The following is a 15631-nucleotide window of genomic DNA, read 5'->3' as shown; positions in this document are numbered from 1 at the left end:
ATCTCCTACTTGGTCGTATATGGGCGTCAGCGCTGAGCTGCGTCGATCGATTCCCGGGCGGCCGCCGCCACGTTCTCGGCAGTGAAACCGAACTCGCGGAAGAGGACCTTGCCGTCCGCGGAAGCGCCGAAGTGCTCAAGGGAAACGATGCGGCCCGCGTCGCCGACGTAGCGGTGCCAGGTCAGGCCGATGCCCGCCTCGACCGCCACGCGCGCCTTCACGGCGGGCGGCAGGACGCTGTCCTTGTACGCCTGGTCCTGCTCCTCGAACCACTCCACGGACGGCATCGAGACCACCCGGGTCGGGACGCCCGCGGCCTGCAGCTGCTCGCGCGCCTCGACGGCGAGCTGCACCTCGGAGCCGGTGCCGATCAGGGCCACCTGCGGCTCGCCGCCTTCGGCGTCGAACAGCACGTAACCACCCTTGGCCGCGCCCTCGGTGAGCTCGCGGTCGTAGGTCGGCACGCCCTGGCGGGTCAGCGCGAGGCCGTGCGGGGCGCCCTTGCCGTAGACCTTCGTGTAGCGCTTGAGGATCTCGCGCCAGGCGACCGCGGTCTCGTTGGCGTCCGCCGGGCGCACCACGTTCAGGCCCGGGATGGCACGCAGCGAGGCCAGGTGCTCGACCGGCTGGTGCGTCGGGCCGTCCTCACCGAGTCCCACGGAGTCGTGCGTCCACACGTACGTCACCGGCAGGTGCATCAGCGCGGACAGCCGGACGGCGTTGCGCATGTAGTCGGAGAACACCAGGAAGGTGCCGCCGTAGATGCGGGTGCCGCCGTGCAGCGCGATGCCGTTCATCTCCGCGGCCATGGAGTGCTCGCGGATGCCGAAGTGGATCGTCCGGCCGTACGGGTCCGCCTCGGGCAGCGGGTTGTCCGCCGGGAGGAACGAACTCGTCTTGTCGATGGTCGTGTTGTTCGACCCGGCCAGGTCGGCGGAGCCGCCCCACAGCTCGGGGACGACCGGGCCGAGGGCCTGCAGCACCTTGCCGGACGCGGCGCGCGTCGCGACGCCCTTGCCCGTCTCGAAGACCGGGAGCTTCTCCTCCCAGCCCGCCGGGAGCTCGCCCGCCGAGATGCGGTCGAACTCGGCGGCGCGCTCCGCGTTCGAGGTGCGCCAGGCCGCGAAGCCCTTCTCCCACTCGGCCTTGGCCTCACGGCCCCGGTCAAGTGCCTTGCGGGTGTGGGCGATGACCTCGTCGGCGACCTCGAAGTTCTGCTCCGGGTCGAAGCCGAGGACGCGCTTGGTGGCCGCGACCTCCTCGTCGCCGAGCGCCGAGCCGTGCGCGGCCTCGGTGTTCTGCGCGTTGGGGGCGGGCCAGGCGATGATCGAGCGCATCGCGATGAAGGACGGCTTGTCCGTGACGGCCTTCGCCTGCTGGATCGCGGCGAACAGCGCGGCCGGGTCCAGGTCGCCGTTCTCCTTGGGCTCCACGCGCTGGACGTGCCAGCCGTACGCCTCGTACCGCTTCACGGTGTCCTCGGAGATCGCCGTCTCCGTGTCGCCCTCGATCGAGATGTGGTTGTCGTCCCACAGCAGGATCAGGTTGCCGAGCTTCTGGTGCCCGGCCAGCGAGGACGCCTCCGCGGAGATGCCCTCCTCCAGGCAGCCGTCGCCGGCGATCGCGTAGATGAAGTGGTCGAAGGGAGACTCGCCCTGCGCCGTCTCCGGGTCGAACAGGCCGCGCTCGTAGCGGGCGGCCATCGCCATGCCCACGGCGTTGGCGACGCCCTGGCCCAGCGGGCCCGTCGTCGTCTCGACCCCGACGGTGTGGCCGTACTCCGGGTGACCGGGGGTCTTCGAACCCCAGGTGCGGAACGCCTTCAGGTCGTCCAGCTCCAGGCCGAAGCCGGCCAGGTACAGCTGCACGTACAGGGTCAGGGAGGAGTGGCCCGCGGAGAGGACGAACCGGTCACGGCCGGTCCAGTCGGCGTCCGCCGGGTCGTGCCTCATCACCTTCTGGAAAAGGGTGTACGCGGCGGGCGCGAGGCTCATGGCCGTACCAGGATGGCCGTTGCCGACCTTCTGTACGGAATCCATGGCCAGGACGCGGGCGGTATCGACGGCCCGCTGGTCCAGTTCGGTCCACTCGAGGTCTGTGGTGGTCGGCTTGGTGCTCACCCTGGGTCAGGGCTCCTCTCCACATGCTCTACATGTCGAAGCCGGCGTGTGATCTCACCCGGCGCTGTCGAGCCTACCGCTGGAAAGACGTGCATTTTTTCGAGTCATTCCGGAGTCATTCCAGACTCCCGCGACTACGTCACTTCCGCCTCCCGAACGGGCTGTCCCGCTGCGACCATGTGAACTTCGGGGTGCTCATTTGGCCACTTCCGCGAAGCCCTCTGAAGAGCTCTCCGAAGCGCCCTCCGAAGACCGCTTCCGGAGGCCACTCCTGAGGCGGCTATTCCGGTTATCCGGAATTGCCCCGACGCGTGGCGCGCGAGGCCCTTCGACACGTCCCCCAACACGACCCCACCCCCGCGAAGGGCCAGGTATGGGCAACGTCTACAGTGGCGTGGTACGCGCGAGCCTTTACCGGATCTTCATGTCTGAACGTCCGACGCGGCTCGCTGGGAGTCTCTGTCAGGGGTGTGCGTGACGGCCGTCGAATCCCGTCCACCGGGGGTGCTGGGGACGAGCCAGAGCTCTGGCCGTCGGCCGGTCGGGGCCCGTGTCAGGGCCTTTGTGGCGCTGACCAAGCCGCGGATCATCGAGCTGCTGCTCATCACCACCGTGCCGGTGATGTTCCTCGCCGAGCAAGGGGTGCCCAACCTGCGGCTGGTCTTCCTGACCTGCCTGGGCGGCTACCTCTCCGCGGGCGGCGCCAACGCGCTGAACATGTACATCGACCGCGACATCGACGCCCTCATGGACCGCACGTCGCAACGGCCGCTGGTCACCGGCATGGTGAGCCCCCGCGAGTGCATGGCCTTCGGCATCACGCTCGCCGTAGTCTCCACGCTCCTGTTCGGCCTGGCCGTCAACTGGCTGTCCGCGTGGCTGTCGTTGGGCGCGCTGCTCTTCTACGTGGTCGTCTACACGATGATCCTGAAGCGGCGCACCTCGCAGAACATCGTGTGGGGCGGCATCGCGGGCTGCATGCCGGTCCTCATCGGCTGGTCCTCGGTCACCAACTCCATGTCGTGGGCGCCGGTCATCCTCTTCCTCGTCATGTTCTTCTGGACGCCGCCGCACTACTGGCCGCTCTCCATGAAGGTCAAGGACGACTACGCGCGCGTGGGCGTCCCGATGCTGCCGGTCATCGCCTCCAACAAGGTCGTCGCCCGCCAGATCGTCCTCTACAGCTGGGTGATGGTCGGCGTCTCGCTGCTGCTCCAGCCGCTCGGCTACACCGGCTGGTTCTACACGGTGGTCGCCCTCGCCACCGGCGGCTGGTGGCTGTGGGAGGCGCACAGCCTGCAGAACCGCGCGAAGGCCGAGGTCACGGGCGGCAAGCTCAAGGAGATGCGGCTCTTCCACTGGTCGATCACCTATGTCTCGCTGCTCTTCGTGGCGGTGGCGGTGGACCCCTTCCTGCGCTGATCCCCTTCCAGGGGTGACGACTCCGCCGACGGGCGGGGCACGTGGTGTTCAAAGCCACGTGCCCCGCCCGTCGCCAGTTGATCTACCCGTCGGTAGCATCCTGCCCATGGCAGACACGCAGCAGACGGACGAGAACACGACGGACGACGCCAAGCAGGCCGCGAAGGCCGAGCGCAAGGCCGCCCGGCTGGCCAAGGAGATCGGCACCTTCGCCCGCGCCCACGGCGGCGCCGAGGGCAAGGTCTCGTACATCGGCGAGCACGGCACCCGCATCGTGCTCGTCGGCGAGGACGGCGGCTGGGGCGACCTCGTGGCCCCCACCTACGCCATCGCGCAGAGCGCCGTGGAGAAGGCCGGGATCACCGTGCACGAGGAGTTCGACGGCGAGTTCGCCGCCAAGGTGCGCACCGGGCCCTACGAGTGGTCGCGGATGGCCGGGATCCAGGTCGGCGGCCCGAGCAACGGCTGACCCCCGGCACGGCTGGCACCGCGTGCCTCTGTGCGACTGACCGAAAGCAACACCTGACGCCCGGGTCACCCGTTAGGACCGTAGAAGCACGGTCCACTCACCAGGAGCCCGGATGATCGAAACGCCATCCCTGGTGGACCAGTACTGCCACGGCGTGCTCCGTACGGAGCTGGGCCTCGGCACCTTCGAGGCCCACCTCGGCGGGGGCGAGGGCCCGCCCGCCCCCGGCACCACCTTCTTCGACACCCAGACCGGCTTCGCGGTGCGCCGCTGGTGCCCGCCGCTGCTCGGGCTCGAACCCCACTGCCCGCCCGCCCGCTACCTGGCCCGGCGCCGCGAGCTCGGCGTCATGGAGGCGGGGCGGCGGCTGCTGCGGGGGAGCGGCATCACCACGTACCTCGTCGACACGGGGCTGCCCGGGGACCTCACCGGACCCAGCGAGATGGCGTCCACGGGGGACGCGCAGGCCCGCGAGATCGTGCGCCTGGAATTACTGGCCGAGCAGGTCGCCGACACCTCCGGCACCGTCGACTCGTTTCTGGCCAACCTCGCCGAGTCCGTGCACGGCGCCGCCGCCGGAGCCGTCGCCTTCACCTCTGTCGCCGGCGTACGGCACGGCCTCGCCCTCGCCCCCGAACCACCGGGCCCCGGCGAGGTGCGGGGCGCCGTCGGGCGCTGGCTGGCCGGGCGGCAGGTGGGCGGGGCCCTCGATGACCCGGTGCTGCTCCGGCACCTGCTGTGGATCGCGGTGGCCTCGGGCCTGCCGCTGCAGCTGCACGCCGGGGCGGCCGACCCGCAGGCGCACTTCGGCGAGTTCGCGCGGGCCACGGTCGGGCTCGGCACCGACCTGGTCCTGCTGCACGGCTATCCGCACCACCGCAACGCCGCGCACCTCGCCGGGGTCTTCCCGCACGTGTACGCGGATGTGGGCCCCGCCCTCGTACGGACCGGGGCGCGCGCCGCCGAGGTGCTCGCTGAGGTCCTGGAGCTGGCGCCCTTCGGCAAGCTGCTCTTCTCCAGCGGCGCCCACGGCCTGCCCGAGCTGCACGTGGTGGGGGCGCAGCTGTTCCGGGAGTCCCTGGGGCGGGTGCTCGGGACATGGGTGGCCGAGGGGGCGTGGTCGCTGGGCGACGCGCAGCGGGTGGCGGGGCTTGTGGCCGCCGGGAACGCGCGGCGGGTGTACGCGCTGTCAGACGGTGGAGAGCCGTGAGTCGTCCGCCTGGGCCGGTACGTCGACGGTGAGCTCGGGCCGCTCGCGCAGCGACAGCAGCACGCGCATCACGCCGATCCACACCAGGCACGAGCCGAACATGTGCAGGCCGACCAGGATCTCCGGCAGGTCCGTGAAGTACTGGACGTAGCCGATCACGCCCTGGGCCAGGAGGATCAGGAAGAGCTCGCGGGTGCGCGCCAGCGGGCCGCGCGGCGCGTCGACCGCCTTGAGGACGAACCACAGGGCGAACGTCAGCGTCACCACGATCCACGCGAGGACCGCGTGCAGCTTACTGACCGTCTCCCAGTCGAAGCCCATCCGCGGCACCTCGCTGGAGTCGCCCGCGTGCGGCCCGGAGCCCGTCACGACGGTGCCCACGGCGATCAGCAGCACGGAGGCGGCGACCAGGAACCACACCAGCTGCGCCACGGCCTTGCCGACCAGCGGGCGCGGCTCGGCGTCGCCCTCGCGGGTGCGCTGCCACATCGTGACGGCGAGCGCGATCAGCGCGGTGGAGAGCAGGAAGTGGGCCGCGACGGTCCAGGGGTTGAGGCCCACGAGGACCACGATGCCGCCGAGCACGGCGTTGCCCATGACCAGCCAGAACTGGCCCCAGCCGAGCCGGGTGAGGCTGCGCCGCATCGGCTTCTGGGAGCGGGCCGCGATGATCGCCCAGCCGACGACCGCGCACAGCACGTACGTCAGCATGCGGTTGCCGAACTCGACGACTCCGTGGAAGCCCATCTCGCTGGTCGCGGTCAGGGACTCGTCCGTGCACTTGGGCCAGGTCGGGCAGCCGAGCCCCGAGCCGGTCAGCCGGACGGCGCCGCCCGTCACCACGATGACCACCGTCATCGCGAGGGAGAGCAGGGCCGCGCGCTGGACGGTCCGTTGGGCGGGGGTCCAGCGCTCGGCGATGTAGGCGAGCGGATTGCGCACGAAGGCGACGGCGTCGGCCCGGGTCACGTTTGGCACGGGCCCCATCGTAGGGGTCCGCTTGTGCACGGCTTCACGAGGGGGACGTATGCGGTGCTTTTGTGACGCGCCTTACTCCGGGAGGCAGCAGGGGAGTTACGAGGGGGAGTTACTCCCAGCGGAAGAAGCGTGCTGCCGCGCCGAGCCCCAACGCCGCCCAGACGGCGAGGATTCCGAGGTCGCCCCACGGCATCCCGGCGCCGTGCTGCAGCACGTCCCGAAGGCCGTCCGAGAGCGCCGAGATGGGCAGCAGGCCGAGCACCGACCGGGCCGCGTCCGGGAACTTGTCGAGCGGCACGATCACGCCGCCGCCCACCAGGAGCAGCAGGAAGACCAGGTTCGCGGCGGCCAGCGTCGCCTCCGCCTTGAGGGTGCCCGCCATCAGCAGGCCGAGCCCGGAGAAGGCCGCGGTGCCGAGGACGAGCAGCATCAGCACGGCGGCGGGGTTGCCGTGCGGGGACCAGCCGAGCGCGAACGCGATCGCCGTGAGGAGCACGATCTGGAGCACCTCGGTGACCAGCACCGACACGGTCTTCGCCGTCATCAGGCCCCAGCGGGGGAGCGGCGAGGCGCCGAGCCGCTTGAGGACCCCGTACCGCCGCTCGAAGCCCGTCGCGATGGCCTGGCCCGTGAAGGCCGTCGACATCACGGCGAGCGCGAGGATGCCGGGCGTGAGGAAGTCGACCGACTTGCCCTTGCCCGTGTCGACGATGTCGACGGCCGAGAAGAGCACCAGGAGCAGGGTGGGGATGACGACCGTGAGGAGGAGCTGCTCGCCGTTGCGCAGCAGCATCTTCGTCTCCAGGACCGCCTGCGCCGCGATCATGCGGGGCAGCGGGGCGGCGCCCGGCTTCGGCGTGTACGTACCGGCGGCGCTCATCCGCGCAGCTCCTTACCCGTGAGCTCCAGGAAGACGTCTTCGAGGGTGTGGCGTTCGACGGAGATCTTGTCCGGCATCACCCCGTGCTGGGCGCACCAGGAGGTGACGGTGGCGAGCAGCTGCGGGTCGACCTCGCCGGAGACGCGGTAGGAGCCGGGGGTGAGCTCGGCCGCCGCCGAGTCCGGGGGCAGCGCCTTGAGGAGCGAGGCCACGTCGAGTCCCGGGCGGCCCGTGAAGCGCAGCGTGTTCTCGGCGCCGCCGCGGCACAGCTCCTCCGGGGTGCCCTGGGCGATGACCCGGCCCGCGTCGATGATCGCGACGTCGTCGGAGAGCTGCTCGGCCTCGTCCATGTGGTGCGTGGTGAGGATGACGCTCACGCCGTCGCGCCGCAGATCGCGCACGAGGTCCCAGGTGGCCCGGCGCGCCTGCGGGTCGAGGCCCGCGGTGGGCTCGTCGAGGAAGACGAGTTCGGGGCGGCCGACGACGGCCATGGCGAGGGCGAGCCGCTGCTGCTGGCCGCCCGAAAGGCGCCGGTAGGTGGTGCGGCCGCAGCTGTCGAGGCCGAGCCGCTCGATGAGCGCGTCCACGTCGAGGGGGTGGGCGTGCAGCTTGGCGACGTGCCGGAGCATCTCGTCGGCGCGGGCGCCGGAGTAGACGCCGCCGGACTGGAGCATCACGCCGAGGCGGGGGCGCAGCGCGGCCGCCTGGCGCGCCGGGTCGAGGCCGAGGACGCGGACGGTGCCGGAGTCCGGCTTCCGGTAGCCCTCGCAGGTCTCGATGGTGGTGGTCTTGCCGGCGCCGTTCGGGCCGAGGACGGCGGTGATGCCCGCCCCGGCCGTGAGGCTGAGACCGTCGACCGCGGTCTTGGTTCCGTACCGCTTCACCAGATCCGTGATCTGGAGGACGGGCTCGCTTCGCATGGTGAGCCAGTCTAGGGACGGGCCCGAGGTCCCGGGCGCCCGGGGCGGCGGTCCTCTCCTTGGTGACCTTTTCCGGTCATACAGTGCCGGAGCCGGACCTAACGTCGATATGTGACCACCATTGCGGAGAACGTCGAGGAAACATCAGCGCAGGCCGCCCACAAGGCCCACGACCTGCGGCGCACTCCGCGCTACTTCGTCTCCGCGATTTTGGCGGGCGCCTACATAGGCGTCGGCGAAGTGCTTCTCCTTGTCGCCATCTCGCCCTTCGTGGCGGCCGGTTCGTCGTCGGTGAAGCTCCTGGAAGGGCTCGTCTTCCCGATCGCGCTGACCATCGTGATGTTCGCGGGCGCCCAGCTCTTCACCAGCAACGTGATGGTGATGCTGATCGGGGCGCTCACCGGCCGGACCGGAGCGCGGGACCTGGTGGGCAGCTGGGTGCTGTCCCTGGCCGGCAACTTCGTCGGGGCGTTCCTCTTCAGCGCGATGGTGCACGCCTCCGGAGTCACCTCCAGCGCACCCGCGCGCGCGATGCTCGCCGAGATGGTGCACGGCAAGGCCGCGCTCGACGGCGGTCAGCTGTTCTGGCGCGCGGTGCTCTGCAACTTCCTCGTCTGCCTGGCGATCTGGATGTTCTACCGGGCCAAGGGGGACGGCGCGAAGATCTTCGTGCTGTGGATCCCGGTCCTCGTCTTCGTCGCGGTCGGCTTCGAGCACTGCGTCGCGAACATGGCGCTGTTCTCCATGGGCATCCTCGACGGCAGCGCGGGCTGGGGCGACCTGCTGCGGAACCTGCTGTTCACGGTGCCGGGCAACATCGTCGGCGGCGGTCTCCTGGTCGCCGGTTCGTACTGGTTCATGGGGCGCCCGGAGCGCGAAGAGGACCTCTGAGGGCTACGAGGCGGCGTGCGGAGGGTGCCCGGGCAGCCACCGCTCGGCGTACGCGACGGCGTCCGCGAGCGGGAACAGCCGTGAGGCGGCGGCGCCCACGGACCCCCGTACGACCTCCGTGTCCCGCTCGAAGGCCGCGCCGAGCTCCGCAAAGCGGTCGCTGGGGGTGTCCGGTTCCCGCACGGTCGTCCACTGGCGCCCCTGCGGCGTCGTGATCGCGAACGAGTTCTCGGTCCGGGGGCCCGCGATCCGGTACTGGGCCAGGTGGAAGGCGGTGCAGGAGGCGTAGCCCACGCCGAGGAGCAGCACGCGGGCGCCCGCCTTCTCCAACTGGGCCAGCGGGCTGTGCTCGCCGAAGCCGGAGTCCAGGGCGTGCCCGGAGGTGATCGTGGCGGCGGCGGGGCCGAGTGCGGCGAAGGACGCCTGCGGGTGTGCGCTGCGCAGGGCGCCGGGCCAGGTGCGCACGGTCTCCGGGACGACGCCCACGCCGAAGGAGGGCGCGGTCAGCGGGTCGTACGCGGGCATGGTCGCGCGCAGCACGGGCCACCAGCTCTCGGGCACGGGTGGGTTCTGCCACTGCGCGGGGTCGGAGTTGTCCCCGGTCTGCGTGGGGACCACCAGCGTGCCCTGCGGACCCACCGCGTCGAGCAGGGCCTGGACGAGCGCGACCGGGCCGCCGCTGACCCAGCCGAGGGCGCTGAGCGAGGTGTGCACGAGGAGTGTCTCGCCGGACTTGACACCGGCCGAGCGCAGCTCCTCGGCGAGCGAGTCGCGGGTGCACAAAGGGCCGGTGGGAGGGGGTGTGGGCATGCTTCCGGAGTCTTCCCGAGCGGCTCGTGAACCGCCACTGAATTCCCCTCGACATGATCGATCAAAGATCGTTTTCGCAGGTCAGCTTAGGTTTGCCTAAGTGATGCAGCGCACCGGGCGGTGATCCGGGCACGGGTTGTCAGGCCCTGAGGAATTACGCAACAATGGCGTTGTGAAAAACGTTGGCGGGGCTCCCCAGGAGGATCTCGCGACCGGTGAGCGGTCCACTCGCAACCGGGTCGCGCGCTCCATCCTGGACCACGGCCCGTCCACCGTGGCCGACCTCGCCGGGCGCCTCGGCCTCACTCAGGCCGCCGTCCGCCGTCACCTCGACGCGCTGGTCGCGGACGACGTCGTGGAGCCCCGCGAGAAGCGGGTCTACGGGGCGCGCACCCGCGGCCGCCCGGCCAAGGTGTTCGCGCTCACGGACTGCGGCCGGGACGCCTTCGACCAGTCCTACGACAAGCTCGCTGTCGACGCCCTGCGCTGGATTGCGAAGAGCGCCGGAGACGGCGCGGCCGGGGACGAGGCCGTGGTGGCCTTCGCCCGCGCCCGCATCGCCGCCCAGGCCGGCGCCTACCGCGAAGCGATCGAGGCCGCCCGCCCCGAGGAGCGCACCGAGGCTCTGGCGAAGGCGTTGACCGCCGACGGGTACGCTGCTACGGCGCGCACCGCCCCGGTCGGCGAGCAGCTGTGCCAGCACCACTGCCCCGTCGCCCACGTCGCCGAACAGTTCCCGCAGCTCTGCGAGGCGGAGACGGAGATCTTCTCCCGCCTGCTCGGAACGCACGTTCAGCGGCTGGCCACGATCGCCCACGGCGACGGCGTCTGCACGACTTTTATCCCGAAGATCGCCACCAAGACCACCGATAACGCATCTGCAAGCACGGCCGGGAGGAACCCCGCATGACTCTCCCCATCGAGGAGACTGCCCACCCTGAGCTCGAGGGCCTGGGCAAGTACGAATACGGCTGGGCCGACTCCGACACCGCCGGTGCCGCAGCCAAGCGCGGTATCAACGAAGACGTCGTCCGCGATATCTCCGACAAGAAGTCCGAGCCGGAGTGGATGACCAAGCTCCGTCTCAAGGGCCTCAAGCTCTTCGAGAAGAAGCCCATGCCCAACTGGGGCTCGGACCTCTCGGGCATCGACTTCGACAACATCAAGTACTTCGTGCGCTCCACGGAGAAGCAGGCGGAGTCCTGGGAGGACCTGCCCGAGGACATCAAGAACACGTACGACAAGCTCGGCATCCCCGAGGCGGAGAAGCAGCGCCTCGTCGCCGGTGTCGCCGCGCAGTACGAGTCCGAGGTCGTCTACCACCAGATCCGCGAGGACCTGGAGGAGCAGGGCGTCATCTTCCTGGACACCGACACGGCCCTGAAGGAGCACCCCGAGCTCTTCAAGGAGTACTTCGGCACGGTCATCCCGGCCGGTGACAACAAGTTCGCCTCGCTGAACACCGCGGTGTGGTCCGGCGGCTCCTTCATCTACGTGCCGAAGGGCGTGCACGTGGAGATCCCGCTGCAGGCGTACTTCCGCATCAACACCGAGAACATGGGCCAGTTCGAGCGGACCCTGATCATCGTCGACGAGGGTGCCTACGTGCACTACGTCGAGGGCTGCACCGCCCCGATCTACAAGTCGGACTCGCTGCACTCCGCGGTCGTCGAGATCATCGTCAAGAAGAACGCCCGCTGCCGCTACACGACCATCCAGAACTGGTCGAACAACGTCTACAACCTGGTCACCAAGCGCGCCGTGGCGTACGAGGGCGCGACCATGGAGTGGATCGACGGCAACATCGGCTCCAAGGTGACGATGAAGTACCCCGCCGTCTACCTGATGGGCGAGCACGCCAAGGGCGAGACGCTCTCCATCGCCTTCGCGGGCGAGGGCCAGCACCAGGACGCCGGTTCCAAGATGGTCCACATGGCGCCGAACACGTCCTCCAACATCGTGTCGAAGTCCGTGGCGCGCGGCGGCGGCCGTACCTCCTACCGCGGTCTCGTCGAGATCGGTGAGGGCGCCGCCGGATCGAAGTCGAACGTGCTCTGTGACGCGCTGCTCGTCGACACGATCTCGCGTTCCGACACGTACCCGTACGTGGACGTCCGTGAGGACGACGTCTCCATGGGCCACGAGGCCACCGTCTCCAAGGTCTCCGACGACCAGCTCTTCTACCTGATGAGCCGCGGCATGACCGAGTTCGAGGCCATGGCGATGATCGTGCGCGGCTTCGTCGAGCCGATCGCCAAGGAGCTGCCCATGGAGTACGCCCTGGAGCTGAACCGGCTGATCGAGCTGCAGATGGAGGGCGCGGTCGGTTAGTCCCGGCCGCCGCCGACTCCCGTAGCAGCGAGCAGACTTCTTTAACGCAGAGAGAGAGCACGACGACAGCCATGGCTGAGGCCCAGAACATCCCGGTGGGGTCGACCACCGCCGGATCCATCGCGGTGGCCGCCGAGTCCACCGTCGCCACCCGCATGAGCGCGCCCCCGTCCTTCGACGTGGCCGACTTCCCGGTCCCGCACGGCCGTGAGGAGGAGTGGCGGTTCACGCCGCTGGAGCGGCTGCGCGGGCTGCACGACGGCACGGCGGCCGCGAGCGGCGGCATCCGCGTCGAGGTGACCGCGCCCGAGGGCGTCACCCAGGAGACCGTCGGCCGGGACGACGCGCGCGTCGGCAAGGCGGGCAAGCCCGTCGACCGCGTCGCCGCGCAGGCCTACTCGTCCTTCGAGAAGGCGTCCGTCGTGACCGTCCCCAAGGAGACGGTGCTCACCGAGCCGATCCGGATCGCCGTGCACGGCGAGGGCGGCACCGCCTTCGCCCACCAGGTCGTCGAGCTGGGCGCGTTCGCCGAGGCCCTCGTCGTCATCGACCACACCGGTGACGCGGTGCTCGCCGCCAACGTCGACTTCGTCGTCGGCGACGGCGCCAAGCTGACCGTCGTCTCCGTCCAGGACTGGGACGACAAGGCGGTGCACGTCGCCCAGCACAACGCGCTGATCGGCCGCGACGCCTCCTTCAAGTCCGTGGTCGTCACCTTCGGCGGCGACGTCGTCCGCCTCCACCCGCGCGTCAACTACGCGGGCACCGGCGGCGAGGCCGAGCTCTTCGGCCTCTACATCACCGACGCGGGCCAGCACCAGGAGCACCGCCTCCTGGTCGACCACAACACCCCGCACTGCAAGTCGAACGTCGTCTACAAGGGCGCGCTCCAGGGCGACGACGCCCACGCGGTGTGGATCGGCGACGTCCTCATCGAGGCCGCCGCCGAGGGCACGGACACGTACGAGATGAACCGCAACCTGGTTCTGACCGACGGCGCCCGCGTCGACTCCGTGCCGAACCTCGAGATCGAGACCGGCGAGATCGTCGGGGCGGGCCACGCCTCGGCGACCGGCCGCTTCGACGACGAGCAGCTCTTCTACCTCCAGTCCCGCGGCATCCCGGAGGACGAGGCCCGCCGCCTGGTCGTCCGGGGCTTCTTCGCCGAGCTGGTCCAGCAGATCGGCCTGCCGGACGTCGAGGAGCGCCTCATCGCGAAGATCGAAGAGGAGCTGGAGGCCACGGTCGCATGACCTTCGTACGCGCCTGTGGGCTGAGCGAGCTGGAGGAGGACACCCCGAAGCGGGTGGAACTCGACGGCACGCCGGTCTCGGTCGTCCGCACCGAGGGCGAGGTGTTCGCGATCAACGACATCTGCTCGCACGCGAACGTCTCCCTCTCCGAGGGAGAGGTGGAGGACTGTCAGATCGAGTGCTGGCTGCACGGCTCCGCGTTCGACCTCCGCACCGGCAAGCCGTCCGGCCTTCCCGCGACGCGCCCCGTCCCCGTATACCCCGTAAAGATCGAAGGGGACGACGTGCTCGTCTCCCTCTCCCAGGAGTCCTGAGGCACCCATGGCAACGCTTGAAATCAAGGACCTGCACGTCACCGTCGAGGCCGACAACGCCACGAAGGAGATCCTCAAGGGCGTCGACCTGACCGTGAAGCAGGGCGAGACCCACGCCATCATGGGCCCGAACGGCTCCGGCAAGTCGACGCTCGCCTACTCCATCGCGGGTCACCCCAAGTACACGATCACCCAGGGCAGCGTGACCCTCGACGGCGAGGACGTCCTGGAGATGTCCGTCGACGAGCGCGCCCGCGCCGGCATGTTCCTGGCCATGCAGTACCCGGTCGAGGTCCCCGGCGTCTCGGTCTCCAACTTCCTGCGCACGTCGGCGACGGCGATCCGCGGCGAGGCCCCCAAGCTGCGCACCTGGGTGAAGGAGGTCAAGTCCGCGATGGAGCAGCTCCAGATGGACCCGGCCTTCGCCGAGCGCAATGTGAACGAGGGCTTCTCCGGCGGTGAGAAGAAGCGCCACGAGATCCTGCAGATGGAGCTCCTCAAGCCGAAGATCGCGATCCTCGACGAGACCGACTCCGGCCTCGACGTCGACGCGCTTCGCCAGGTCTCCGACGGCGTCAACCGCGTCCGCGAGACGGGCGAGGTCGGCACCCTGCTGATCACGCACTACACGCGCATCCTGCGCTACATCAAGCCCGACTTCGTGCACGTCTTCGCGAACGGCCGCATCGCCGAGTCCGGCGGCGCCGAGCTTGCCGACAAGCTCGAGGCCGAGGGCTACGAGGCTTACACGAAGGGTGGCGCATCCGCGTGACACAGCTGCCGGGCCTCCTCGACACCGAGGCGATCCGCAAGGACTTCCCGATCCTGGATCGCCAGATCCACGACGGCAAGAAGCTCGTGTACCTGGACAACGCGGCGACCTCCCAGACGCCGCGCCAGGTCCTCGACGTACTGAACGAGTACTACGAGCAGCACAACGCCAACGTTCACCGCGGCGTGCACGTCCTCGCCGAGGAGGCCACGGCGCTGTACGAGGGCGCCCGTGACAAGGTCGCGTCCTTCATCAACGCACCGAGCCGCGACGAGGTGATCTTCACCAAGAACGCGTCGGAGTCGCTCAACCTCGTGGCGAACATGCTGGGCTGGGCCGACGAGCCCTACCGCGTGGACCACGAGACCGAGATCGTCATCACGGAGATGGAGCACCACTCCAACATCGTTCCGTGGCAGCTGCTCTCGCAGCGCACCGGCGCGAAGCTGAAGTGGTTCGGCCTCACGGACGACGGCCGGCTCGACCTGTCCAACATCGACGAGGTCATCACGGAGAAGACGAAGATCGTCTCCTTCACGCTGGTCTCCAACATCATGGGCACCGTCAACCCGGTCGAGGCCATCGTGCGCCGCGCCCAGGAGGTCGGCGCCCTGGTGCTGCTCGACGCCTCGCAGGCCGCTCCGCACATGCCGCTCGACGTGCAGGCGCTGCAGGCCGACTTCGTGGCCTTCACCGGCCACAAGATGTGCGGCCCGACGGGCATCGGCGTGCTGTGGGGACGGCAGGAGCTCCTGGAGGACCTGCCGCCGTTCCTCGGCGGCGGCGAGATGATCGAGACCGTCTCGATGCACTCCTCGACGTATGCGCCCGCGCCGCACAAGTTCGAGGCGGGCACGCCCCCGATCTCCCAGGCCATCGGCCTGGGTGCGGCGGTGGACTACCTCAGCGCCATCGGCATGGACAAGATCGCCGCGCATGAGCACGCCCTCACCGAGTACGCGGTGAAGCGGCTCACCGAGGTCCCCGACCTGCGCATCATCGGCCCCACCACGGCCGAGGACCGCGGCGCCGCGATCTCCTTCACGCTCGGGGACATCCACCCGCACGACGTGGGCCAGGTCCTCGACGAGGAGGGCATCGCGGTCCGGGTCGGCCACCACTGCGCCCGGCCGGTCTGCCTGCGCTACGGAATTCCCGCGACCACGCGAGCGTCGTTCTATCTGTACTCCACGCCCGGCGAGATCGACGCGCTCGTCGACGGCCTGGAGCACGTACGGAACTTCTTCGGCTGAGGAGCTGG

General features: G+C 69.8%; 15 protein-coding genes. 10 read left to right on the top strand and 5 right to left on the bottom strand.

Going from position 1 to position 15631, the window contains the following annotated elements; translation table 11 throughout:
• Window positions 1-26 precede the first annotated feature (26 nt).
• Window positions 27-2120: a transketolase gene (tkt, locus tag ACQB60_RS00865; protein WP_496923843.1), complete on the bottom strand. Its 2094-nt coding sequence runs from the start codon at window positions 2118-2120 to the stop codon at window positions 27-29.
• A 468-nt stretch (window positions 2121-2588) separates the two neighbouring features.
• Here tkt and ACQB60_RS00860 point away from each other — a divergent pair, with 468 nt between their 5' ends.
• The 3 genes from ACQB60_RS00860 to ACQB60_RS00850 all read left to right on the top strand — a co-directional run bounded on the left by ACQB60_RS00860 (window position 2589) and on the right by ACQB60_RS00850 (window position 5221).
• Window positions 2589-3542, top strand: a complete 954-nt coding sequence (locus ACQB60_RS00860) for a heme o synthase (RefSeq protein ID WP_496923842.1) — start codon at window positions 2589-2591, stop codon at window positions 3540-3542.
• A gap of 106 nt (window positions 3543-3648) precedes the next feature.
• Window positions 3649-4011: a hypothetical protein gene (locus ACQB60_RS00855; protein WP_496923841.1), complete on the top strand. Its 363-nt coding sequence runs from the start codon at window positions 3649-3651 to the stop codon at window positions 4009-4011.
• 112 nt (window positions 4012-4123) lie between these two features.
• Window positions 4124-5221 (top strand): amidohydrolase family protein, encoded by a 1098-nt coding sequence (locus tag ACQB60_RS00850; RefSeq protein ID WP_496923840.1) that lies wholly within the window; start codon window positions 4124-4126, stop codon window positions 5219-5221.
• On the opposite strand, the gene ACQB60_RS00845 is transcribed toward ACQB60_RS00850, so the two are convergent.
• From ACQB60_RS00845 to ACQB60_RS00835, 3 genes are all read right to left on the bottom strand, one after another.
• Window positions 5201-6208, bottom strand: a complete 1008-nt coding sequence (locus tag ACQB60_RS00845) for a COX15/CtaA family protein (RefSeq protein WP_496923839.1) — start codon at window positions 6206-6208, stop codon at window positions 5201-5203. The two genes, ACQB60_RS00850 and ACQB60_RS00845, sit on opposite strands and share 21 nt — an antisense overlap.
• 100 nt (window positions 6209-6308) lie before the next feature.
• Window positions 6309-7079, bottom strand: coding sequence for an ABC transporter permease (locus tag ACQB60_RS00840; RefSeq protein WP_496923838.1), 771 nt, complete (start codon window positions 7077-7079; stop codon window positions 6309-6311).
• Window positions 7076-7999: an ABC transporter ATP-binding protein gene (locus ACQB60_RS00835; RefSeq protein ID WP_496923837.1), complete on the bottom strand. Its 924-nt coding sequence runs from the start codon at window positions 7997-7999 to the stop codon at window positions 7076-7078. Before ACQB60_RS00835 ends, ACQB60_RS00840 begins: the two co-directional genes overlap by 4 nt.
• A gap of 111 nt (window positions 8000-8110) precedes the next feature.
• Here ACQB60_RS00835 and ACQB60_RS00830 point away from each other — a divergent pair, with 111 nt between their 5' ends.
• Window positions 8111-8890, top strand: a complete 780-nt coding sequence (locus ACQB60_RS00830; protein ID WP_496923836.1) for a formate/nitrite transporter family protein — start codon at window positions 8111-8113, stop codon at window positions 8888-8890.
• 3 nt (window positions 8891-8893) lie between these two features.
• On the opposite strand, the gene ACQB60_RS00825 is transcribed toward ACQB60_RS00830, so the two are convergent.
• Window positions 8894-9700, bottom strand: coding sequence for an AAC(3) family N-acetyltransferase (locus ACQB60_RS00825; protein WP_496923835.1), 807 nt, complete (start codon window positions 9698-9700; stop codon window positions 8894-8896).
• 172 nt (window positions 9701-9872) lie between these two features.
• Here ACQB60_RS00825 and ACQB60_RS00820 point away from each other — a divergent pair, with 172 nt between their 5' ends.
• From ACQB60_RS00820 to ACQB60_RS00795, 6 genes are all read left to right on the top strand, one after another.
• Window positions 9873-10610 (top strand): helix-turn-helix transcriptional regulator, encoded by a 738-nt coding sequence (locus ACQB60_RS00820; RefSeq protein WP_496923834.1) that lies wholly within the window; start codon window positions 9873-9875, stop codon window positions 10608-10610.
• Entirely contained in the window at window positions 10607-12031 is a 1425-nt protein-coding gene (gene sufB, locus ACQB60_RS00815; protein ID WP_496923833.1) for a Fe-S cluster assembly protein SufB, read from the top strand. The genes ACQB60_RS00820 and sufB overlap by 4 nt, the downstream gene beginning before the upstream one ends.
• A gap of 71 nt (window positions 12032-12102) precedes the next feature.
• Window positions 12103-13284: a Fe-S cluster assembly protein SufD gene (gene sufD / locus ACQB60_RS00810; protein ID WP_496923832.1), complete on the top strand. Its 1182-nt coding sequence runs from the start codon at window positions 12103-12105 to the stop codon at window positions 13282-13284.
• Window positions 13281-13598: a bifunctional 3-phenylpropionate/cinnamic acid dioxygenase ferredoxin subunit gene (locus ACQB60_RS00805; RefSeq protein WP_496923831.1), complete on the top strand. Its 318-nt coding sequence runs from the start codon at window positions 13281-13283 to the stop codon at window positions 13596-13598. The genes sufD and ACQB60_RS00805 overlap by 4 nt, the downstream gene beginning before the upstream one ends.
• 7 nt (window positions 13599-13605) lie before the next feature.
• A complete protein-coding gene (gene sufC, locus ACQB60_RS00800) occupies window positions 13606-14370 on the top strand; it encodes a Fe-S cluster assembly ATPase SufC (RefSeq protein WP_496923830.1) in 765 nt (254 codons plus the stop codon).
• A complete protein-coding gene (locus ACQB60_RS00795) occupies window positions 14367-15623 on the top strand; it encodes a cysteine desulfurase (RefSeq protein ID WP_496923829.1) in 1257 nt (418 codons plus the stop codon). Before sufC ends, ACQB60_RS00795 begins: the two co-directional genes overlap by 4 nt.
• The last annotated feature ends 8 nt before the right edge of the window (window positions 15624-15631 follow it).

Source organism: Streptomyces odontotermitis (genome assembly GCF_050510915.1).
GTDB lineage: Bacteria > Actinomycetota > Actinomycetes > Streptomycetales > Streptomycetaceae > Streptomyces.
The sequence above is the reverse complement of the archived record's forward strand: the minus strand, read 5'-3'. Positions and strand labels throughout refer to the sequence as shown.